This is a genomic window from Limosilactobacillus caccae, from assembly GCF_900156885.1.
In the GTDB taxonomy this organism is placed as follows: Bacteria; Bacillota; Bacilli; order Lactobacillales; family Lactobacillaceae; genus Limosilactobacillus; species Limosilactobacillus caccae.
Genome location: NZ_FTOY01000008.1, coordinates 134,141 through 155,837, shown reverse-complemented (window position 1 = coordinate 155,837; position 21,697 = coordinate 134,141). Strand labels below are relative to the sequence as shown.

Below are 21,697 nucleotides of genomic sequence, written 5' to 3'. Positions count from 1 at the left end.
TGAATGGTGGTTAAGCGCATTGCTCGTGTTGGTTTATTTTTTCTTACTAAAGTACTGGGCGGCCGCGATTGCCTGCTGCCAGCCGGCGTACAAGTCATCCGCCTGCTCAGCCGCCATCTGTGGTGCAAACTTATCGCCGATCTTGGACAGGTCCTTCAACTCTTCCTGGCTATCCCAGAAGTCGACGGCCAGACCAGCTAAGAAGGCGGCCCCCAGCGCCGTCGTCTCCTCCATCGCTGCCCGACGGATCTGGGTCTGTAAGATATCTGCCTGGAACTGCATCAAGAAGTTGTTCCGCGAAGCCCCGCCATTAACCGTCAGGGCTTTCAATGGCAAATTAGTATCCTTGACCATCGTATCGACCACGTCACGGGTCTGGTAGGCAATCGCCTCAAGGGTTGCCCGGACGATGTTGCCGCGGTTACTCCCCCGGGTCAGGCCAAACATTGCCCCCCGCACTTCCTGATCCCAGTATGGTGCACCGAGACCCGTAAATGATGGGACGACGTAGACGCCCCCGGTTGTCTGGGCATCGACGGCCATCTGCTCGGACTCGCTGGCGTGACGGAAGAGTTGGAGCCCGTCACGCAGCCACTGAACTGCTGACCCAGCAACAAAGATGCTCCCTTCTAGGGCATAGTAGGTCTTGCCGTCAATCCCATAGGCAATCGTCGTCAAGAGGCCATTGGCGGACAGGGTCGGCTTAAGCCCGGTGTTCATCACGATGAAGGCCCCGGTCCCGTAGGTATTCTTGATCGACCCCTTCTCATAAGCACACTGGCCGAAGAGGGCGGCCTGCTGGTCACCAGCAATCCCGGCAATCGGAATCTGCACCCCGTAGAAGTGGAAGTCACCGGTGTAGCCATAGATTGCTGAACTTGGCTTGACCTCTGGTAACATCGCCCGCGGAATATCCAGCAGGTCGAGGATGTCCTGGTCCCAGTCAAGCTTGTGGATGTTAAACAGCATCGTCCGGCTGGCATTGGTGACGTCGGTCGCGTGGACCCGCCGCCCAGTCAAGTTCCATAAGAGCCAGGTGTCAATCGTCCCAAACATCAAGTCACCATTGGCTGCCTTCTCCCGGGCACCGTCAACGTGGTCCAGAATCCACTTGATCTTCGTGGCGGCAAAGTAGGAGTCGATGACCAGACCAGTCTTGTCGTGGATCATCTCCTTATAGCCGTCCTCAATCAGTTGCTCAGCAATGTCGCTCGTCTGCTTTGACTGCCAGACGATTGCGTTGTAGATCGGCTTGCCAGTGTGGCGGTCCCAGATGACGGTCGTCTCCCGCTGGTTGGTGATCCCGATCGCCGCGATCTTGTACGGCCTAATCTGTGACTTGATCATTACGTTGGAAATCACTGACTGGACACTGTCCCAGATCTCTAAGGCGTCATGCTCGACCCAGCCCGGCTTTGGGAAGTACTGGGGAAACTCCTGCTGGCTGATCGCTACCTTTTTTCCGTCGTGGTCGAAGATGATGGCGCGGGAGCTCGTCGTCCCCTGGTCAATCGCCATAATGTATTGTTGTTCGTTCAATGTTGTTCATCCTTTCGCCATCAATTACTGGCGTCTCTAGCTATCTGTCTCAAAGCGTCGCGACAAAAAAAGCCACCGGTGAAAGAAGCACTGCCCTTCCCCCGATGACTGCCTTGGTTGTTACTTGTCGCTGACCATCTTTCCAGCTACACTGTAGCGGTCCTTGCGCATCTCATTTAACACGATATGCACCCGTTCGGCAGGAACGTTGGCATTCTTTGAAATCGCTGCGGTAACATCCTTCACGAGAGCCTTTAACTGCTCGTCGGTCCGGCCTTCAATCAAATCAATGTGAACTAATGGCATAATCCGTGCCTCCTTATAAACTCATTTAAAATCTTACCATAATAGCGCTTTACCGGCAATATACCTCGCGGAATTATTGGATTAATTTGGCCGCCGCAACCGGGACCGCACTTCATCCGCGGCCTGCCGGTCACCGGTAAAGAGAATGTGGTCGCCGTATTCGATGACCGTATCCCCGTGCGGTGCAATCGGCTGGTGGTTCCGCATGATCCGACTAATCGTAATCTGGTTAATAAACGGCAGGGTGTGGAGCTCGCGACCACTGTAACGCTGGTTGAGCACGGTGGCTTCAAACAAGCCGGCATCGGTGTTCGATAGCATCGTCATAATCGACGGCGACTCGATCAGTGAACGCAAAACACTCGTCTGCACGTTAAAGGCGTTGAACAGCTCAACTCCCTTTTGCCGTAAGCCGTCACAAATGACCGGGTCAAGGCGGGGACTATTTTGGCTAGCAATCACCCGGGTAACCCCCCGCTCCTTGGCGGCCGCCGCTAGCCGGGCATTCCGTTTATCATTCCGGAAGCCGATTACTAAGATATCACAGTCGAAGTAGCCCTTCTCAGCAAGGGTGTCCGCGTTGATTTCCGGCAGGTAGGCCAGGTTTTTGACCTCGCTATTATAGGTCTTGTAGTTTTCCTCCACGTCAGTCACCATCCGGACATCGTACCAGTTCTTCCAGAGCTGCTGGGAGACAGGGACGGTGAAGGTATTGGTGCCGACAAAGACGACCCGCTGCTTGATTAGGTCTGCCTTGCCTAACTTATAAGTTGAGTTGAAGACAATCGGTGCAATGATGCAAACGATGATGGCGGCCAAGGTGAAGGCATCTGACTGGGCGCTGGTAATAGCGTGCAGGTTCCGCGCCACTTGCAGTGATGGCAGGACCAGCGTGATCGTCGTGACGACCAAAAAACTACCGGCAAAAGAGTTGCGACTGGTATAACGCCGCCGGTAAATCAGCATCGTCGGCAGCTTGGCCAAGATGAAGCAGACGACCAGCACCGGAATTAAGGCCAGGGCCTGGTGGTTGGCAAAGAGACTCTTAATGTCCAGCTTGACACCGGTCATGATGAAGAAGAACGGGATCAAGAAGCCGTAGCCAATCGAGGTTAGCCGGTCTTCGGTCGCCTCGCTCGGCTCCAGGAGCTTCATCACCATCCCCGCCAAAAAGGCGCCCAGGATGTTTTCTGCCCCGACCGTCTCAGCGATCGCAACCAGGATAAAGATTAAGAAGAAGGCCAGCCGGATGTCCAGCTGGGTCGTCGACTTCGAGATCTTATTAAACCAGACAAAGGGCTGCTTAAACCGTCGTAGAAGAAGGATTGCGGCCAAGAACAAGAGGATGATCAGCCATAGCCGGCCGACATTGCCGCTATTAATTGAGGCATAGACCGTCAGCGACAGCATCGGGATTACTTCCCCGAGGACCGCTGTCAGGAGGATCGTCTGCCCCATCGGCTTCTGGAGGATCTCCTTTTCCTTTAGCGTCGCGATTACCACCCCGAGGGCAACCGTTGAAAATAGGATCGTTGCCAAGAAGATATCGCTAAAGAGGCCGACCATCTTCACCACGGCCCCCAGGATAAAGGCGGTGATGATTACCAGGGCAAAGGCCATTGAGGCCATCACCACGGGCGACTTGCTGTCCCGCTTCTTGCCGGGGGTCTTTTTAAATAGGTCGAAGTTGATCTCCATCCCCGACAAAAACATCAGGATAATCACCCCCAACGTCGACAAAAGGTTTAGTTCATAGTTCGGGCTAACGATGTTTAACGCGCTCTTTCCGAGGATGATCCCGGTAACAATTTCAGCAACCGCGGTCGGCACGCTGGCAACCTTAAACCGGGCCATCATGATTGGAATAATTAACGCTGCCACCATCACGAGCAGCGTTGAGATTTGTTCCATAATTTTCTCTCCCTTCCTATATAATACTGGGAACATTATATACTTTTTTCCTCAAATTAACATTAATGAATTTGCACCTAAATCGACATTGATAATCGTTTGCGATACAATAAAATTAATATTAACCAAAGGAGCATGGATTTATGGCTAATAAATTATCTGCATGTACAAGTATTTTAATTGGGAAGGAGGCTAGCATCGACGGCACCATCATGATTGGCCGTAACGAGGACGCCAAGGCTGCCTGGCCGAAGCACATGGTCGTCCACGAACATGGTGAGATGCCGACCCACTTCGTTTCTAAAGAGACCAAGCTAGCACTCGACCTACCAGCAGAAAGCGCCCGCTATACTGCTACCCCCGAATGGACCGATAAGGAAGGACTCTTTGAAGAAGACGGGATTAACGAATATGACGTCGCCATGTCCGCGACCGAGAGTGCCTACACCAATGAATTGGTCCTCGGCTATGACCCGCTGGTAGAAAACGGCCTCAATGAAGAAGCGATGATCACCGTTGTCCTCCCCTACGTCAAGACTGCCCGTGAAGGGGTCCAACGACTCGGGAACCTAATTGCCAAGTACGGGACCGGCGAGACTAACGGGGTCTTGTTCGCCGATAATGATGAAGCCTGGTACTTTGAATCGGGGGCCGGTCACTACTGGGTTGCCCAGCGGATCCCAGATGATTCCTACGCGGTCGTCGCCAACCAGCTGGCAATCCAGGAAATTGACTTTAACGATACAAACAACTTCATGTACCATCCAGGGATCCAGGAGTTCGTCGAAAAGTACCACCTAAACCCGGACCCAACGACTTTCAACTTCCGGAAGATCTTCGGGACCGCTGACCGGTCGGACGCGATTTACTCCGAACCACGGGTCTGGATCGGTCACCAGATGTTCAGTCCGCGTCAAGCAACAGCTGAGACCCCCGAGTCAGCCGACCTGCCATTCATCATGAAGGCGGACCGCAAGCTCTCGATCTTTGACGCCCAGCACTACCTGAGCAACCACTACGAGGGAACAGAATTTGACCCCCTCGGCCACGGCAAGGACGCCCATAAGTACCGGCCAATCAGCCTTGCCAAGACCCAGGAATCACACATTCTCCAGATGAACCGGCCGGGGGCTAACATCCACTGGCTGGCAATGGGGGTCGCCGCCGAGAGTACCTACGTTCCATTCTTCAACGGCATCTTTGATACACCGGCACCATACAAGCGGGGTAAGCTACCCGCCCAGTTGAACTCCGCCTACTGGATCTTCAAGCACGCCAGTGTCCTGGTCGACAGCCACCTACACGACTTCCTACCATTGCTGCGGGATGTCCAAAAGGAGCGGAACAGCGCGGCCATCAAGATGATTGCGGAGACCGACCAGCAGTTGCCAAATTATAAGGGAGATGAGCGCGCCCGCTTCCTCACCCGCCAAAGTGAGAACTTCGCAACCGACACCCTCAACGCCTACAAGAAACTGAGCCTGGAGTTGATCACCAAGATGACCGACTATGCCGAGCTAAACTTCAATACTGACGAAAACCTGTAAATAAAAATCAAGCTGGAAAAAAGCTTCCCGGAGCCCCGGTGGGGTAACCTAGGACGGACGTTGGCACGGCACGGGCCGACGTTTGTCCGTAGTTACCCTTGAGGGGCTCGCTTTTTTCCGCGATTACTGTGTAATATTCGGAGATAAAGAAAAGAACTGAGGCTGAGAAGAAAATCTGTTTCCTCTCAGCCTCAGCTTTTTTCATGCTCAAGATGTGGTTATTTAGTTTTGCTTCTTCCCCTTCTTGCCGAGGACAATCCCGAACAAACCAAGGAAGGCGCCGATGATTACTTGCCAAATGCTCCGGTGCTGGTTCCCGGTCTTTGGCAGGGTCTTTTCAGCACTGGCCTTTGCTGCTGTTTCCGCGCCCGCCGCATGGGTAGCAACTGCTTGAACCTGCCGGGCTGGTTCAGCGGTCGTAACTTCTGCTGTGGATTGGGCAGGAGTTGCTGAACTCGTTGCCGGCTGGTCAGTTGTCGAGGCTGGTGCCGAAGCAGGAGCGCTTGAATCTGGCGTCACTGAGGCCGGGGTAGAGGCTGGCGCACTTGATTCCGGCGTTACTGAAGCCGGGGTTGAAGCTGGGGCACTCGAATCCGGTGTTGTTGACGCTGGGGTATCCGGTGCTGAACTTGCCGGCACATCTGAGGTTGGTGTTGTCGGTTGTTCAGCAGCTGAGCTAGCCGAAGATGTCGGCGGCACGACTGGAATCTCAGGCGTTGCGCTGGTCGATGAAGTTGGTTCCGTTGACTTCGCCGGCGTTGAAGTTGCTGATGAGCTTGACGTTGCTGGCGTATCAGAAGCTGAATCTCCTGACGAAGCTGGTGGCGCTGGCGTCACTGGTTGCTCAGGCTCTTCTGGCGTCGTGTGTGGCTTCGTTGGTGTCTTGGAGTAGAGGACGATAAAGTGCAAGTCCTGACTACTTTCGTTGACAAATTGTTCGTCAATCTGTGGCGTATTTGTCTCGTAGCCACTAATTTCTGGCGAAACAACCGCAGCAAAGCTGGCACTTGATGGCGTCCAGGCTTGCCATACCGTCCGGTTTGTTACCTGGTCAACCGTTCCGGTCCGCGTAAATTCAATCGGCGTTGCCTGGTAGGTCGGTGCAGCTGCGGCGCCGTTGACGAACTGGTACTTGACGTCTTCATTAACGTTGCGCTTTTCCGTGACGGACTTCGTGGCATGTGTTAAGTGAATGACCATGTTTTCATCGTGGTCGGCAAAGACCGCTGGCAACTGGTCTGCACTGACTAGCTGGTAACCCCGGTCAACGTAATGACTGGCTACTTCATCGTAGCTCGTCTTTGCATCAACTGGCACGTTTTCGGTTGGGAAGCCCTTCGTCAAGAAGTAGTCATTGACCAACTTCAAGCCAGTTACATCATCAATGACGGTGTAAGTAATCTGGTGTGGTTGGGTCGTGTAGTTAACCGTGACATTAAGCGGGTCACCGTTCCGGTTAGCGACCACTGCCGCAACCGTTGCCTGGTCCGGCGTATAGTCAGTAATGACTGGTGAATCAACTGCCGCAAATTCATCCTTATTCTCATTCTCACTCTTTTGTCCATCAATTACGGATACTGATGAACTGGCTTGCCAATCACCGAATTGCACGTCCTTCGTCACTTCATTCGTCGCCGTGGTCCGGGTGAAGGTAACGGTTTGCGTTGCGTCTGGAGCAGCAGTCTTCCCTTGCTTTGGTCCATTAGCGTAAACGTAGTGGATCGTCCGGGTAGCCGTAGCAGTCTCCTCACCTGGCGTTACCCGTGCTTGGTAGTAGACCTTCACACTCTCGTTTGGCGTTAACGCTGTTGGTTGCCCAGCCTCAACTACTGGGAAGGCATCCCCGTCGACCGTTTCTGCCGGTTGGTAGCCGTAGTAAGCCAGGTCCGGGTTCATCGCCGCTGGCCAGCCACCGCTCGCAAGCTGCCATGCCGAATCAGCATCACTGACTGGTACTTCAACCAGGTAGTTACCGTTCTTATCGCGTTGGCCATCAAGGTTGTAGCCCTGAACCGCGTTGTTTGGACCACTAATGACCGCTTGCCGCTGGAAGATTGCCCGTTGCATAACCGGCTCGGTGACCCCGTCGATCATGATCTGCTTACCAGTATCCTTATCATAGTAAGTAATCGTCCGGGTGGTCGTTTGCCGTTCCGTTTGCAGGCTGTTCTTCATCAACAGGTGGATCGTCACGTTTTGATCTTCGTGGGTGAAGGCCGCTGGCAAATCATCCTGGTTGACGATCGTGTAGCCAAGATCTTGGTAGTGCTTAGCAGCGGCTTGGTAATCGCTCGTAGCCGTTGCTGGCAGCTGCTCGTCCGCAAAGCCATTGGTAAGTTCTTGATGGTCAACCAGGGTCTTGCCCGTCGTGTCATCAATTACCGTGTAGGTAACCTTATTTGGTTCCGTCGTGAACCGTGGTATCCTTGTCGCCGGCCTTAACTGCAACCGCCTTAACCTGCTTGTCACTCGGTGTGTAGTAGTCGATAGCTGGTGACGATACAGCTTGTAATTTTGCAGCTGGCGTTGCCTGCCAGGCAGTAAATGACGTCTCCTTTGTTACCTGGTTAACCTTCTTTTCCCGGCTAAAATCGACCTTTTGGACTGCGTCAGGAGCAGCCGTTTCACCCTTGTGTGGCCCGTTGCCGTAAGTGTAGTGAATCGTCCGGGTTACCTGGGTGGTTTCTGGGCTGGTGACGACCTTTTCAGGGTAGTAAACCTTAATTGCTTCGTCCTTCGTTGCGACCGTTGGCGTTTCCGCAGCAACCGCAGGGTAATCCTTATCCTGACTATCCTTGGCACTGTCATAACCGTACTTTGCTAGGTCAGGGTTGGTAGACTTCGCCCACTTGCCATTGTTCTTTTGCCAAGCACTATCAGCCTGATCAGTCGTAATTTCAACAAGGTAGTTACCCTTTTCATCCTGCTTGCCATCGGTATTGTACCCAAGGACGGTCTTGCCATCAGCCCCACTGATAACGGCGTGGCGTTCAAAGCTAACCGTCTGCTTAACCGGGTCAGTAACCCCATCGATCACAATCTGCTTACCAGTCGTCTGGTCATAATAAGTAATCGTCCGGGTAACCTGGTGGTCTTCAGTCTGGAGGGTGTTCTTCTTTTTAAGGTGGACAACGACGTTTTGGTCAACCGCTGTGTCATCGTCAAAGTTAGCTGGCAGCTGGTCCTTGCTTACCAGGTAGTAACCCTGGTCGAGGTAGCTGTTGATGATCTTTTGGTACTTCGCATCGGTATCTGCCGGCAATGGCTCGTCACTCAAACCGTCTGCCAGATCAGCATCACTTTCCAGCGCCTCTCCCTTATCATCATCAATCACGGTGTATGTCAACCGCTGCGGGTCAGCAACGTAGTAAATCGTAATGTCAATATCATCAGTGTCGTGGCTAACGTTAATCGCGTCGACCGCCTTAACTGCCTTGTCACTGTCGTCAACTGCGTGGTAGCCAACAACTGTTGGGGCGTCGACCGCCGCGAAGGTGTCACTAGCAGGGGTCCAGGCTTGCCAAGTACCGTCGACGTTTAAGTGGGCAAAGCCAAGCTTAGCACTGTAAGTTGGTGCAGCCTCTTGACCATCCTTTTGGCCACCCTTATAGAGGTAGTGGATGGTTTCCGTTACCTGGGCGTTTTCGATGTCATTAATCGTCCCGGTTAAAATCCCGTTGTTGGCCGTTACATCGTCCCGGTATACGTATGGTTGAACATAGTAACCGGCCGGGCTGTTGTAAAGGTCTTGCTTTTCGCTATTCGTAACCTGGAGCTTCCACGGGTTCTTTTCCAAAAAGGCTTGCAGTTCGCTATCGCGGAGAGTTACGCCATCGTAATAGCCGGTTTGACTGCTGGTATCATCCTGCGGGTTCGTCAGGTTTTCCGGTGGCAACATCCCCTGGAGGTCGATTGCCCGCCAGTTAATCAGTGAAATGGCCTTATCCTTCTTAAAGCCCAGGTAATTACCATTAATTTTAACGTGGTAGGTCCGCGTCAATCCATCATTGCTGTCGGCACTCGCCACCGTAATGTCTGGGATCGTTGACGCAATCATCGTCCGGGTAACGTAGACGTCATCTGCCCCGTCAACCGGGTCAAGGTCGTAGTTATGGTGGTTAACGACGATTGCCTTCATCAGGTCCGCCTTGAGCGCGTCGTCGTCGATGAAGTTATAGCTGACATACTTATTTTCGGCCGGCTTGGTGACCGTAATCGTAAAGTCTTGCCCTAGTTTTACGCCCTGGTCATTTTGAGGCGCCAACTCAACGGCTTCAAACTGATCAGGGAAGCGGACAACTTCTGTCCCAATTCCCCACTGCTTAGACTTTTGGTCATAGTACCAGGTATGGGCAGCGTATTTCGCCGAACTAACCGGGATAACCGTCTTATTAAAGTTATCCGCATCGTGGACTTTCCCCTTAACCGGGATTGAGAAGCCACTGGTGAACGTCTGCCCACCAATTTTAATATCATTTTGCGGAACCAGCGTCGTATCCCTTGCTGAATTAGTCGAGTACAAGTGGTAGTAGCGGGTATCGAGCGGGGCTTCATCAAGGTCAAAGCCAGTGATGTTATGCCAGGTCAGATTAAAGTGCATCCGAGCAAGCGAGAGGTTGTTATCCCCGTAATCCTTCTTGATCTTAGCGAGCTGGTCATTAAAGACAATTTGGTAGCCGTCGTTGGACCCACCGTTACCGTTCTTCCCGAGTGAATTATCATTATTTTCCTTACGCCAGGTAACGTTATCAACATCCGCTGCTGGTGACTGGTGGTAAGAGGTCGCATACGAACGTTCCGCAGGGCTGACTGGCCGCATATAACCAATCACCGCAGTATGTTCGCCACCGGTGGTCGTTTGGTAGTCCAGGTTAATCGGCATCGTGTCCTTGGCACCACCACCGTATGCGAGGACGTGTTCTTCCCCATCCGCAGTTAGCTTATAAGGGATCCCCATCGACACATCAATATAATTTCCCGCGTCAATATCATGGTTAGCAACATCGATATTAATATCGAATGATAAGTTAGTCCGCCCAGTGTGGTCAGTCCCATCCCCAGGTTCTGAACTAGCCTTGACGTTAGTCACGGTATAAGCGGCGTCACTAACCGGCGTCGTTGCCTTTAATTGGTTTGCAGTTGCTGCCTCGTCAGCACTAGCAGCGCTATCGACCATTGCTTCAGCCGTATTCGGGCTTGTCGTGACAGCGGGAAGGGTAACGCTCTTCTCCATCGTTGCTGGCACATCAGCAGTTTCGACGGGTTGCCCCGCTTCCTTTTGTGTATCAGCGTGGACAATTTCACCATTGATACCCATCGCAATGCTTGTTCCCAATAGTACAGAAGCCACTCCAACACTTAACTTCCGTAAGGCATAGCGCTGCGTCAGCGGCATACTCTTCAATAGACGATCAGCTTGGTTATCTTTTGAAGTCATTTATATTTCCTCCCTGAAATAACAAGTAACTGGTAATTCGGCCATTCACTTGTTTAATCAATGAGGTTAATTAATGGCAGTAAAAGTATTGTTATAACACTATTATTGCAAAACGGTTGATATAGTTGGCTTATACATCAATTCAAAATTATCATAAGCCTAATTAAATATAATTACAAGTCGATAAATAAAACTTTTAAATGTAATAAAAAAAAGACCCCCGATACCACTTTCGGAGGTCCTTTTTTAAGACAATGCATTGAGTAATGTGTAAGTAACTAAGCAATTACATTGCAAAAAGTGTTAAGTCATTGCAATAAACCCTTGCTCGCAGCATTGTGATTTAATAGTTAACGTACGATAAATCACATGCGATCTATCTACATTATTTAGGATACCAGCATTTTAAATAAATTCAACTGTTTTTTGGCGCAAAGTGCTTACTCACTAGTATTTCAGTTTGTTAAGCCTTGATAAATAAGGCGTTTTCACGTTCTAATCAATGTTTAAATTACTTTAAAATATCTTTAAACAAATGACAAGCTATTCATATGTCGGGATCGAACGGGTCAGAAAGGATATTTATATTGTGATAACAAGAGGATTTCTGTTTTAGCTGGGCTTTAACTGACTTGCGGCAAAAATCCATCGCCTTTAACTAGAAATCTCAGTTAACAGCATTTAAATAGGAAAAGAAGCAGGGTCTTCCTACCTCTTCTCGCAATCTTATCCTTTATCCGATTACCATCGCTGTTTAATGGCTTCTCACCCGCTTAGTGGTGTGCTTCAACAGCCGCCACTAACTGCTCTAGTGACTGGCTGCCGAAGATTACCGGGTCATCTTCGATCATCGTGGCGGGTACACTCATGATCTTCTTGTCCTTCCGTAAATCAGGGAAGTGTTGGAGGTCAATCATCGTTGCAGTAATGCCTGGATTAAGGGAGGCCATCCGTTGGCAAGCTGCAACCACGTCTGGACAGAAGTGACAGGTCAACGATACCCCAATCCGGATATTCGTTGCTGGCAGTTTCTTGATTCGTTCAGCCATTGCTGGATCAATCGTCTGCCCGGGACCGGCGACGTTATATACACCAAGGACCAGTGAGTTTAGCTCATGCCCGGTTGGAATTCCGGCATAATGAAGGCCGGTATCATTGCCGTCTTCATCAAGCAGTTTCAACAGTGGCAGGTAATCACCGCTTCCTTGTTTCGTCACAACCTTGAAGTGATCATCTAAGCTGGCGAACTCGTTGATAAAGCCAGTTAGTTGTTGGCTAAGGCTACTGTCGTCTGTATCGACTTCAAAGGTAACATCCTTGGTCAGGCGGGCAAAGATTGGTTTTAGCTGCCCGTCGATATCCGCCGTTAACCAGTTACCCTCGTGGGGGGCAACCTGTTCTTGTTTTTCAAGGTCGGTTGTCTGGCCGACAGTCTTTGTCGCCTTTTTAGCTGGTGCGGCCTGGATTGGCACGCCCTGTTCTTGCTTTTGGGCAGTGATGTAGTGCTCAGCGGTAGTTGCGGCAACAGCCCCATCAGAAGCAGCGGTGATAATCTGCCGCAAGTCTTTAACAATAACATCCCCGGCAGCGTAGACCCCGTCGACATTAGTAGCGCCGTTTGCGCCAGCTTTGATGTAACCATGTTCGTCCAGATCGATAATCCCATGGAGGTTCTTAGTCTGCGGTTGGGTCCCGACATAGACAAAGATCCCAAAGGTGTTATCGCCGTCGTCAACGTGGTAGACGGTTTCCTTGCCCGTCTTATTGTTGATCAGGGTCGCTTCAGTAACGTAATCATCCCCGGTAATACTCTTAACTTCCGTATTGTACTCGACGGAAACTTTCGGGTTGTTAAGTGCCCGTGCTGCCATCAGTGGTGGGCACTTGAAGTGGTCGCTTCGTACGAGAACTGTAACGTGCTTACCAAAGCGGCTGAGGTAATCCGCCTCTTCTGCCGCCGCATAGCCACCACCGACGACAAAAATCTGCAGGCCGGTAAACAATTCACCATCACAGGTTGAACAATAAGCTACCCCGCGACCCCGGAATTCATCTTCACCAGGGAAACCAACTTTCCGCGGCTGGGCACCGGTCGCAATAATCACACTCCGCGCGTGATACTTCTTGCCACTCTTGCCAACCAGTACCTTCACCGTGTCATCAAGCTGGTAGTCAACTACCTGGTCGTGTTCAATGGCAACCCCAAAGTCGGTAACCTGCTTTTGCATTTGGTTCATCAGCTGGGTACCATCGACCTTTTCAACCGCTGGATAGTTGTACACGACCGAAGTTGTCGTAACCTGGCCGCCAACTGTATCGCCTTCCAAAATCAAGGTATCAAGCGTTGCCCGACCAGCATACAGCCCGGCAGACAATCCCGCTGGCCCCGCACCGACGATAATCAGGTCATATAAGTGTTCATCTGCCATCGCTAGTCACCTGCTTTTCGATTAAAGCTTACCAACGAGGTCGAGGCTTGGCTTGATTGAGTCTTGGCCTGGCTTCCAGTTTGCAGGGCAAACACGGTCACCATGTTCACGAACGAATTGGGCTGCTTGAAGGGTCCGTAAGATCTCATCAGCACTCCGGCCAATTCCCATGTTGTTAATTGTGTAGGATTGAATCTTGCCGTCAGGGTCAACGATGAAGACACCACGGTATGCTTGACCAGCGTCTTCGTCTAAGACATCAAACATCCGGGCTAACTTTCCAGCAGGGTCAGCTAACATGTGGTACTTGATCTTGCCAATCTTGTCAGATGCTTCGGCCCAGGCCTTGTGGACGAATTCAGTATCTTCAGAAACAGAGTAGATCTCAGCATCCGCCTTCTTGAATTCATCATACTTGTCTTGTAAAGCCTCTAGTTCAGTTGGGCAAACAAATGAGAAGTCTGCTGGGTAGAAGAAGAAAATGCTCCACTTACCGAGGACGTCTTGCTTCGTAACTTCCTTCGTCTCACCATCTTGATATGCGTTTACCTTGAAATCTTCAATTTCGTGTCCGACAAAATTCATGTATATCCTCTCCTTAATTAGAATGATTCTTAACTACACCTATTAGTATAACTAATATTTCTAAATATTCAAGGGCTTTCTTAGAATAATTCTAAATTTATTGTTTTTATACAAAAACCGTTCTACCGGGATTGGTAGTTTCTCACCGGTTAAATATTTTAAAAAAGAAAAAGGGCTGCTAATATAACAACCCTTTTATCAGTATTCATATTATTTGTGGAAGCCAAGGAACGACCAGAAACCCTTCCATCCAGAGCTCTTCTTGGTATCGTTCTTCTTTTCCTTGCTTTCCTTGGCTGCCTTTTCGGCAAGTGCTTTCTCCCGCGCAAGTGTTGCTTCGCGCTTCTTGCGTTCCTTTTCGGCCGCCTTTCGTGCAGCAATTGCCTTCTTAGCCCGTGCTGCCCGTTGTTGCGCTGCTTCCTTCATCAATTGTGGCCGCATCTGTTCCATTGTATCGAACATCGTCGCCACCTTGATTGCGGTCTTATTAGCAAGCTCCTGGTCCGTCGTTGACGCAACTTCAATATTGTGCGCAACGGCGATCTCCCGTTCCCAGTATTGCTGAGTTTTTATTGGTAACCCCGTAAACTCTTGACTACGAAGGAACTGACCGGCCCGTGACAGCTGCATCGTCAATGAATGCTTGTCCGTCGGCTTACCATTAAGCGCCTTGCGTGAATTATAAATCGCTTGGTCAACTAAATCGACCATCGCTTGAGGCTCATCATGCCCCTCCTTATGCTCATCAAGAATGTCTGTCCCCATCCTGATAGATTCGTCATAGAGTCCCTTTGAATGGTCCGTAGCGTTAAAGTATTTATATGTCTTGCGTACACGTTCTTGATCAGCTACATCCTTTTTCAGTTGATCAAATACTACATTTTTCATTATTTCCACCGCCCGATTTTACTCGTCATACTAATAGTATAGCAGTTATTCTCGGTGAGCAAAGCCAAAAAAGTGATTTTTTTGTAAGAATATTTAAATTTTTGTAGGAAAACCCTAATTTGACGATAAAAAGAACGGCCACTAACGGAGATTAGCGGCCGTTCTTTTTCTTATTTTAACGATGGCGCTAGTAATTACCAGCTAGCCTTCCGGACACCAGGGATTTGTCCCTTGTGTGCCAGGTTACGGAAGTTGATCCGTGACATTCCAAACTTCCGCATGTAGGCGTGGGGACGACCATCATATTGGTCCCGATTGTGCAGGCGGACCGGGCTGGAATTACGTGGGAGCTTTGACAAACCGATGTAATCCCCCTTGGCCTTTAACTCTTTGCGCTTGGCCGCGTACTTCTTTACCAGCGCTTCTTGATGATGTAACTTCGCAATCTTTGACTTCTTTGCCATTCAGTAAGTTCTCCTTTTGTTAAAATTAAAGCCTCTATCTAACGACTACTTAAAATTAAAACATCTGCGAATTCTATTCGTCCCTTATTATTAATGATTTATTGCCAAAAGACAAGCAATAAGTCCTAGCCATTTATTTTCTTTGCATAGGCCTGGTACTCAGCAGCGTATGGGTGCTGCTGGTTGTACTTCGTCAGTAACTTAGCATCATGGGTATAGGCACGGCCGGTAACCATCATCTTCTTATAAAGATCAGCATATGGTAGTTCACTCTTCGCTGCCAGTTTCTTTTCCTTATTCCGGTCATATGCCACATGGCGGAAGCTGGTCGCCGCCAAGCCGAGGTCGTCAATTTCTAACATCAGATAATGCGCCCGCAAGTCACGCTGGAGGGGCTGCCAGTGGTTAAATGGCTCCCCAACCGCCCCCGGGTTTAAGACGATCCGTTCATCATTCCCGTAGCGCAGGAGGTCGTGGTGGACATGGGCATAGATTGCCACATCAACTGGCTCGCCGGCAACGTTAAAGAGCTTATCAAAGTTTGTCGACGACTGGGTTGGGAAAAGGTCCTGCCCCATATTTAATGATGGTAAGTTGTGGGAAATACCAAAATTCAGCCCACCGACCCGCTTGGTCACGTGTAACGGCCAGGCAGCCATCTCATCAATAATCGCCGGGTCTGCCTGCTCGGCAACGTACTGGGCTAAGCGGGCAAAGTAGACGTGGGACGGTCGCTCCATGTCCATCATCCCCCGGGCACCGCGGACAACCAAGTCATCCCAATTACCGCGGACGATTACCGTCGGATCCATCTCCTTGAAGATTTCCCAAATCGCCATCACACTTGGGCCCGGCATCAATAGGTCCCCGATAAACCAGTATTCATCCGCCTGCTGCTTAACACTATCCTTATACATCGCCCGTAACGCGCTGAGGTTACCATGTGTATCCGAAAAAACCGCAATCCGCTTTTTCACGACCAATTTCCCCTTTCTTTTCTACCATACTACTATAGCAGAAATCGAATTGATGGTGCTAAACTTAAGATTGATTTATTCAAAAAGAGAAAGGAACTTTTGATGAAAGAAACAGCAATTACTCCCCAAACCAGAAAAGTTGTTACCCTCGTGTTGCTCTTTTCAACATTCATCAGCCTGGCAAGCCAGACGATGATGGTCACGGCATTACCCGTCATCCAGCACGACCTTACCGTCTCAATGAACACGGCCCAGTGGTTAACGACCGGCTATACCCTGATCATTGGGATTGTCACTCCCTTGTCGTCAAACATGTATGATAAGTTTACAAACCGCCACGTCTTTTTAGGCACAATCGGTACCTTCATCGTCGGCACAGTCCTGGGCTGTATCGCCACTAACTTCGCCACCCTCTTGGCGGCCCGGCTCATCCAGGCTGCCGCGGGCGGAATGCTGATGTCATTTCAGATGACGACGATGATTTCAATTTACCCGATTGAAAAGCGGGGGTCGATTCTCGGTCTTTCCAGCCTGATCATCTCGGCGGGTCCTGCCCTTGGACCGAGTCTATCCGGGCTGATTTTGGAAGTCCTGCCCTGGCGGTGGCTGTTTATCCTGGTCTTGCCCCTGATGGTTCTCGTCTTTATCATCGGTTACTGGAAGCTGCCGAACTTCGCCACCCCGCGAAACATCAAGATCGATTATCTTTCCGTTATCATCTCCTTAATTGGGTCTGCCTTAACCCTTGGTAGTCTAACCGCTTTTGAACGGAACGTTGGCGCTGGCTTTGCCATGTTAATCACCGGTCTCGTAATCATTACGCTGTTTGTTCGCCGGCAGCTCCGCCTGGTTAACCCAATGTTAAAGGTCCAGATCTTTAGCTACCCTTCATTTCGCTTGATGACCCTTGTCGGGATCTTTGCCTTCATGGTCCTGCTGGGAACGGAGCAGATGATCCCCATTTTTACGGAAAAGATCAGTGGGATTGGGAGCTTTGCATCCGGTTTGATCCTCTTACCAGGTGCCATCTGCAATGCGATTGCCGCATCGATCGTCGGCCGAATCTATGACCAGTACGGGCCAAAGTGGCCGATTATCACCGGTGGGATCTTAATGCTCATTGCTTCCGTTCCGTTAGTCACTGTCTCCCGCCACTCCTCTATTTTGCTGATTACATTTGCCTATGCCCTGCGGATGATTGGTAATGCCTGTGTCTTCAGTCCCGCACTTTCGGAAGCCTTCTCGGACCTCTCACAGGCAGAAAACAGCCACGGGACGGCATTAAATAACACCCTTCGCCAGGTCTTCGGTGCTGTGTCCGTCACGATGCTCGTTGTGATTTCCGGTATCCCGTCATCGCTTGTCACCGGGATTCGCGCATCAATGTGGGTAACGGTTATCCTTGTCTTACTAATGCTATTCACCTTTGCCCGCTACCTGTCACTAAAGAAAAATTAGTAAACCTCTGCTATACTAGATATTTACGAATAAATACTTGTAGGAGATGATAATCAAAATGGATTCGGAAGTCGCACGAGGAAAATTTCCTCACGGTTGGCACCGAACTTTTTATACTTTATGGCTAGGCGCTTTTATTACCGGAATGGGGTATTCGATGACGATGCCCTTTGTCTCATTGTTTATCGCTGAACTGGGCAATTTTACCCGCTTTCAATTAAATATTTACTCGGGACTGGCTTTTGGGGTGACCTTCATTAGCCAGGCAATCGTGTCGCCGTTTTGGGGAAGCCTTGCTGACCAAAAGGGCCGGAAGCTGATGTGTATGCGGGCTTCTGGCGTGATGGCCTGCACTATCTGCTCAATTGGTTTTGCCCAGAGCGTCTGGATGATCATCGGGATGCGGTTTCTCCAGGGGGTCTTCTCTGGTTATATCAATAACGCAACGGCAATGATGGCTGGCGAAACGCCCCACCGTAAGTCCGGTTGGGTAATGTCAGCGATGACGACGGCCGGGGTTGCTGGTAACCTCGTCGGACCACTTCTCGGGGGTGTCTTATCTAGTGCCTTCGGTTACCGGATCCCCTTCTTTATCACCGGGGGCTTGATGTTTTGTGTCTTTTTAAGCACCTGGTTTTTAACCACCGAACACTTCACGCCGATTAAAAAAGAAGCGATGAAGCCAATGAACGAGATTATCCACGAGCTTGACAATCCGCTGTTGATCTTTGTCATGTTTTTAACGACGATGATCGTAACCTCATCGACCATGTCAATCGACCCGATCATTAGTCTGTACGTCCGGCAACTGATGGGCGGTCACGGTAACATTGCCTTTGTCGCCGGGATTGTCGCCGCCACCCCCGGACTGGGGACGATGATTGCGGCTTCAAAGGTCGGGCATACGATGGATCGCATCGGCCCCGAAAAAGTCTTGCGAATCGGGATCATGGCGGCCTTTATCCTCTTTATCCCGATGACCTTTACCCAGTCGCCATGGGCGCTCGCATTCTGGCGCTTCCTCTTAGGGTTAGCCAACGCGGCCCTGATGCCGGCAACCCAGACGGTCTTAACCCTCGACGTTCCAACCGAAGCATTCGGCCGGATCTTTAGCTATAACCAGTCATTCCAGGCAGCCGGCGCAGTAATGGGCTCGATCCTCGGGTCATTTATCTCTGGGATCTCCAGTTACCAGATGGTTTTCATCATCACCGGCTTGACCTTGTTGCTAAACTTTGCTTTAGTAATGTTAGTAAAGCAAAAAAAGACTGCTTAACGCTTTGATAATAGAAGGAATAGATTATGGTTCAAACAAACAAGATACTAAACGAACACCAAGTTAACGCCCTCTTCTCACGGGTGGCCCCCCGCTACGACTTATTAAACAACGTTATTAGCCTGGGCACCCAGAAGCTCTGGCGAAGGGAATTATTCAGCCAGCTGCAGATTGACCCCCACGCCAACGCGCTTGATGTCTGCTGCGGCACCGGTGATTTGGCAATTGAATTAGCCAAGCATATCCCTGCTGGCCGGGTAACGGGGCTTGATTTCAACCAGGAGATGCTCGACCTGGCCTTTGAAAAGACGAAGGAAATCGGCAACCTCTTTTTGATTAAGGGGGACGCGATGGCCCTGCCGTTTGATGATAATCGTTTTGACATCGTCACCATCGGCTTTGGCCTTCGCAACGTCCCGGACGCAGATATTGCCCTCAGTGAGATTTACCGGGTCCTGAAGCCGGGCGGCCAGTTCGTCAGTTTAGAAATGTCGCAGCCGACGAACCCGGTAGTTAATGTCGGCTGGCGGGCATACTTTGAAGCCTTCCCCTTAATGGCCTCAATAGTCGGTGGGCACTTCAAGGATTACCAATACTTAAAGAAAACCAGCCAGCAATTCGTCTCCGCCCACCAGTTAGCGCGGATGATGAAGGCAGCCGGTTTTAAGGAAGTTCATTATCAAAAACTTAACTTGGGGGCCGCCGCCCTGCACTTTGGTGAGAAGTAAAAAAGAGGTTTGCAAACGCAAGCCTCTTTTTCATTATAGTGCTAAACCAACCGCGTATGTCACCACATAAACCAGTGAACCAACTAGCAAGATCTTAACGGCGCAGGGGAAGGTCACCCGCTTGACCTGCTTAGCAAAAAGCATCTTTGTCTGTTTGACGACAAAGGGGATAATCAGCAGGGTCAATAATGCCGTCCACGGTGCTAACCGGAAAACAACCGCCGCAATCAAGGCGATAAATGCCAGTACATTCTTAACAGCAAAGGCATATAGCCCGGTCCGTTTACCGATATAGTGAATGATCGTGTGCCGCTGGTTTGCTTCGTCCTCGTCAGCGTCACAAATGCTGTTGGCCAGCAGCAAGTTTGAAATCCACAGCTCATCCGGTAAGGCGACTAAAAAGACGATCCCGATGTTCTCCCAGGTCCAGTTGAAGACCTGGTATGTGTTGATATACACGGAAATCATCGCAATCATGAAACCCATCGTAAAGCCAGAAGCAAATTCGCCGACTGGCAGGCCAGACAGTGGGAACGGGCCCGATGAATAGAAGATCCCGACCGCAAAGCAGAAGATCCCCATCCATAGCAGGGGCAAGCCGACTTTCGTGACCAGGTAGATCCCGATCAATGCCGCAATCACACTAAATGAAAGCAAGAGGCCGAATACTAAGCGGGGTGAGATGTTCTCCCGGCCAATAATATTGGTGTTTTTCTTGTAATCCTGCGTATCGATTGCGTGGTTGTAGTCGTTGTAATTGTCCATCATGTCAACGGCCATGTTAAATAATAGCATCGCAATAAAAAATAAGATTGAATAAACCACATTTACCGATTCGAAATAGTAGGCACTGAGGCAAACCCCAAGGAGCATCGGCAAGATACTGGCGGTTTTGGCCTTAATCTCCACTAATTCGAGAAAAACATTTAATGACATTTAGCAAATTTTCCTTTCTCAAATTGTTATGTGATAATATACAATATAGATGTTACACCATAACAAAGGAATTTTCGATTAATGAAACAACATTTTTTCCATGCCTATCCGACAATTGATCATGCCCTAAGTGAGGTCAACCAGCTGATCAACCAGCGGATAAAAATAAACAACTCAAACCTGCAAAAGGCCCTCCAGCAGATGGCATCAAATGGCGGAAAATACTTGCGGCCAGCCTTCTTCCTCTTATTTGCGGAAATCGCCGACAAGCCCGCGCGCGAACGGGAAAGGTTGATCAAGGTCGCTGCTTCTCTTGAAATTCTGCACATGGCGACCCTAATCCACGATGACATTATTGATGATTCACCAAAACGGCGGGGTGCTGTTAGCGTACAATCCGCCTTTGGCAAGGATACCGCCGTTTATAGCGGGGACCTGCTCTTCACCATCTTCTTTGACCTGTTAGTTGAGACAATGAGTGACTCCCCCTACCTTGCCTTGAATGCGCGGACGATGCGGAAGATCCTCGCCGGGGAACTTGGCCAGATGAATAACCGCTTTGACCTTGACCAGACCCTGCTTGACTACTACCGCAACGTCAATGGTAAGACGGCCGCGCTCTTTAGTCTCGCAGCGGAAGAAGGCGCCTACTTTGGTCACGCTGACCACTATACCGTCCAGTTAGCCAAGCGGATCGGGCAAAACATTGGGATCAGTTTCCAGATTCTCGACGACATCTTAGACTATGACGGTGACCACCGGTTAAACAAGCCGGTTCTCGAAGACCTCGCGACCGGGGTATACTCCCTCCCCCTTCTCTTGACCCTGCAAGACCACCGCGAAGAATTAAAGCCAATCCTGACAAAACGGCGGCAAATGACCGTTGCCGATATGGAAGAAGTCCAGCGATTAGTCCTCGAATACCAGGGAGTTGACCAGGCGCGAGAAATTGCGGGTAAGTTCACGCAAAAAGCATTAGATGAAATTGACATGCTGCCAAATGGCACGCTGCGAAAATTGTTGAAGTCACTGGCAAAGAAGTTATTAAAACGGGCAAATTAAAAAGGAAATGTGGAATGTAAAACCGCATTTCCTTTTTGTATTGTCAGATATTTTTAATAGACCCGCCAATTAGTGGCTGAGCACTGGGTTGATGGGGGTATTAATTAGGGAGTTATTAGCTAAATACTATAGGATATTAATTTAATGACTACAA

Annotated in this window: 16 protein-coding genes; 5 read left to right on the top strand and 11 right to left on the bottom strand. The window is 50.1% G+C overall.

All coding sequences use genetic code 11. The features are described from left to right. Positions 1-33: 33 nt before the first annotated feature. The 3 genes from glpK to CZ502_RS01780 all read right to left on the bottom strand — a co-directional run bounded on the left by glpK (position 34) and on the right by CZ502_RS01780 (position 3,756). On the bottom strand, positions 34-1,539 hold the full coding sequence (glpK, locus tag CZ502_RS01790; protein WP_076459402.1) for a glycerol kinase GlpK: 1,506 nt from the start codon (positions 1,537-1,539) through the stop codon (positions 34-36). A gap of 120 nt (positions 1,540-1,659) precedes the next feature. Next, positions 1,660-1,845, bottom strand: a complete 186-nt coding sequence (thmT, locus tag CZ502_RS01785; protein ID WP_065533034.1) for a 2-hydroxymuconate tautomerase — start codon at positions 1,843-1,845, stop codon at positions 1,660-1,662. A gap of 81 nt (positions 1,846-1,926) precedes the next feature. After that, positions 1,927-3,756 (bottom strand): cation:proton antiporter family protein, encoded by a 1,830-nt coding sequence (locus CZ502_RS01780; protein WP_076459401.1) that lies wholly within the window; start codon positions 3,754-3,756, stop codon positions 1,927-1,929. Positions 3,757-3,899: 143 nt separating this feature from the next. Between CZ502_RS01780 and CZ502_RS01775 the strand changes: the two genes are divergently transcribed. After that, positions 3,900-5,303 carry a C69 family dipeptidase gene (locus CZ502_RS01775; protein WP_076459400.1) on the top strand — a complete coding sequence of 468 codons (1,404 nt, stop codon included), beginning with the start codon at positions 3,900-3,902 and terminating at the stop codon, positions 5,301-5,303. Positions 5,304-5,525: 222 nt separating this feature from the next. Here CZ502_RS01775 and CZ502_RS10850 read toward each other — a convergent pair whose 3' ends face one another. The 7 genes from CZ502_RS10850 to CZ502_RS01735 all read right to left on the bottom strand — a co-directional run bounded on the left by CZ502_RS10850 (position 5,526) and on the right by CZ502_RS01735 (position 16,083). Further along, a complete protein-coding gene (locus CZ502_RS10850) occupies positions 5,526-7,751 on the bottom strand; it encodes a mucin-binding protein (protein WP_076459398.1) in 2,226 nt (741 codons plus the stop codon). Further along, complete coding sequence (locus CZ502_RS10845) at positions 7,699-10,740, bottom strand: mucin-binding protein (protein ID WP_076459397.1); 3,042 nt, start codon at positions 10,738-10,740, stop codon at positions 7,699-7,701. The genes CZ502_RS10850 and CZ502_RS10845 overlap by 53 nt, the downstream gene beginning before the upstream one ends. A gap of 773 nt (positions 10,741-11,513) precedes the next feature. Further along, positions 11,514-13,169, bottom strand: coding sequence for an FAD-dependent oxidoreductase (locus CZ502_RS01755; protein WP_076459396.1), 1,656 nt, complete (start codon positions 13,167-13,169; stop codon positions 11,514-11,516). 21 nt (positions 13,170-13,190) lie between these two features. Beyond that, complete coding sequence (ahpC, locus tag CZ502_RS01750) at positions 13,191-13,754, bottom strand: alkyl hydroperoxide reductase subunit C (protein WP_076459395.1); 564 nt, start codon at positions 13,752-13,754, stop codon at positions 13,191-13,193. 210 nt (positions 13,755-13,964) lie between these two features. Further along, positions 13,965-14,642, bottom strand: a complete 678-nt coding sequence (locus CZ502_RS01745; protein WP_234982433.1) for an FIVAR domain-containing protein — start codon at positions 14,640-14,642, stop codon at positions 13,965-13,967. A gap of 194 nt (positions 14,643-14,836) precedes the next feature. Then, a complete protein-coding gene (rpsN, locus tag CZ502_RS01740; protein ID WP_076459394.1) occupies positions 14,837-15,106 on the bottom strand; it encodes a 30S ribosomal protein S14 in 270 nt (89 codons plus the stop codon). Between the two features lie 125 nt (positions 15,107-15,231). Continuing rightward, complete coding sequence (locus CZ502_RS01735; protein ID WP_076459393.1) at positions 15,232-16,083, bottom strand: metallophosphoesterase family protein; 852 nt, start codon at positions 16,081-16,083, stop codon at positions 15,232-15,234. Positions 16,084-16,185: 102 nt separating this feature from the next. Here CZ502_RS01735 and CZ502_RS01730 point away from each other — a divergent pair, with 102 nt between their 5' ends. Genes CZ502_RS01730 through ubiE form a run of 3 tightly spaced genes read left to right on the top strand, consistent with a single transcriptional unit; the run spans position 16,186 to position 19,545 of the window. Further along, complete coding sequence (locus CZ502_RS01730) at positions 16,186-17,541, top strand: MFS transporter (protein WP_076459392.1); 1,356 nt, start codon at positions 16,186-16,188, stop codon at positions 17,539-17,541. 58 nt (positions 17,542-17,599) lie between these two features. Continuing rightward, the gene (locus CZ502_RS01725; RefSeq protein ID WP_076459391.1) at positions 17,600-18,817 is read left to right on the top strand and encodes an MFS transporter; all 1,218 of its coding nucleotides are present in this window, start codon (positions 17,600-17,602) and stop codon (positions 18,815-18,817) included. A gap of 26 nt (positions 18,818-18,843) precedes the next feature. Then, the gene (ubiE, locus tag CZ502_RS01720; protein ID WP_076459390.1) at positions 18,844-19,545 is read left to right on the top strand and encodes a bifunctional demethylmenaquinone methyltransferase/2-methoxy-6-polyprenyl-1,4-benzoquinol methylase UbiE; all 702 of its coding nucleotides are present in this window, start codon (positions 18,844-18,846) and stop codon (positions 19,543-19,545) included. Positions 19,546-19,578: 33 nt separating this feature from the next. On the opposite strand, the gene CZ502_RS01715 is transcribed toward ubiE, so the two are convergent. Further along, positions 19,579-20,481 (bottom strand): prenyltransferase, encoded by a 903-nt coding sequence (locus CZ502_RS01715; RefSeq protein ID WP_076459389.1) that lies wholly within the window; start codon positions 20,479-20,481, stop codon positions 19,579-19,581. Between the two features lie 81 nt (positions 20,482-20,562). On the opposite strand from CZ502_RS01715, the gene CZ502_RS01710 reads away from it, so the two are divergent. After that, a complete protein-coding gene (locus tag CZ502_RS01710; protein ID WP_076459388.1) occupies positions 20,563-21,543 on the top strand; it encodes a polyprenyl synthetase family protein in 981 nt (326 codons plus the stop codon). Positions 21,544-21,697 lie beyond the last annotated feature (154 nt).

Bases quoted from the DNA above. Each gene is read 5' to 3' on its own strand.
- thmT (WP_065533034.1), bottom strand. From the start codon at position 1,845: ATGCCATTAGTTCACATTGATTTGATTGAAGGCCGGACCGACGAGCAG.
- CZ502_RS01780 (WP_076459401.1), bottom strand. From the start codon at position 3,756: ATGGAACAAATCTCAACGCTGCTCGTGATGGTGGCAGCGTTAATTATT.
- CZ502_RS01775 (WP_076459400.1), top strand. From the start codon at position 3,900: ATGGCTAATAAATTATCTGCATGTACAAGTATTTTAATTGGGAAGGAG.
- CZ502_RS10845 (WP_076459397.1), bottom strand. From the start codon at position 10,740: ATGACTTCAAAAGATAACCAAGCTGATCGTCTATTGAAGAGTATGCCG.
- CZ502_RS01755 (WP_076459396.1), bottom strand. From the start codon at position 13,169: ATGGCAGATGAACACTTATATGACCTGATTATCGTCGGTGCGGGGCCA.
- ahpC (WP_076459395.1), bottom strand. From the start codon at position 13,754: ATGAATTTTGTCGGACACGAAATTGAAGATTTCAAGGTAAACGCATAT.
- CZ502_RS01745 (WP_234982433.1), bottom strand. From the start codon at position 14,642: ATGAAAAATGTAGTATTTGATCAACTGAAAAAGGATGTAGCTGATCAA.
- rpsN (WP_076459394.1), bottom strand. From the start codon at position 15,106: ATGGCAAAGAAGTCAAAGATTGCGAAGTTACATCATCAAGAAGCGCTG.
- CZ502_RS01730 (WP_076459392.1), top strand. From the start codon at position 16,186: ATGAAAGAAACAGCAATTACTCCCCAAACCAGAAAAGTTGTTACCCTC.
- CZ502_RS01725 (WP_076459391.1), top strand. From the start codon at position 17,600: ATGGATTCGGAAGTCGCACGAGGAAAATTTCCTCACGGTTGGCACCGA.
- ubiE (WP_076459390.1), top strand. From the start codon at position 18,844: ATGGTTCAAACAAACAAGATACTAAACGAACACCAAGTTAACGCCCTC.
- CZ502_RS01715 (WP_076459389.1), bottom strand. From the start codon at position 20,481: ATGTCATTAAATGTTTTTCTCGAATTAGTGGAGATTAAGGCCAAAACC.
- CZ502_RS01710 (WP_076459388.1), top strand. From the start codon at position 20,563: ATGAAACAACATTTTTTCCATGCCTATCCGACAATTGATCATGCCCTA.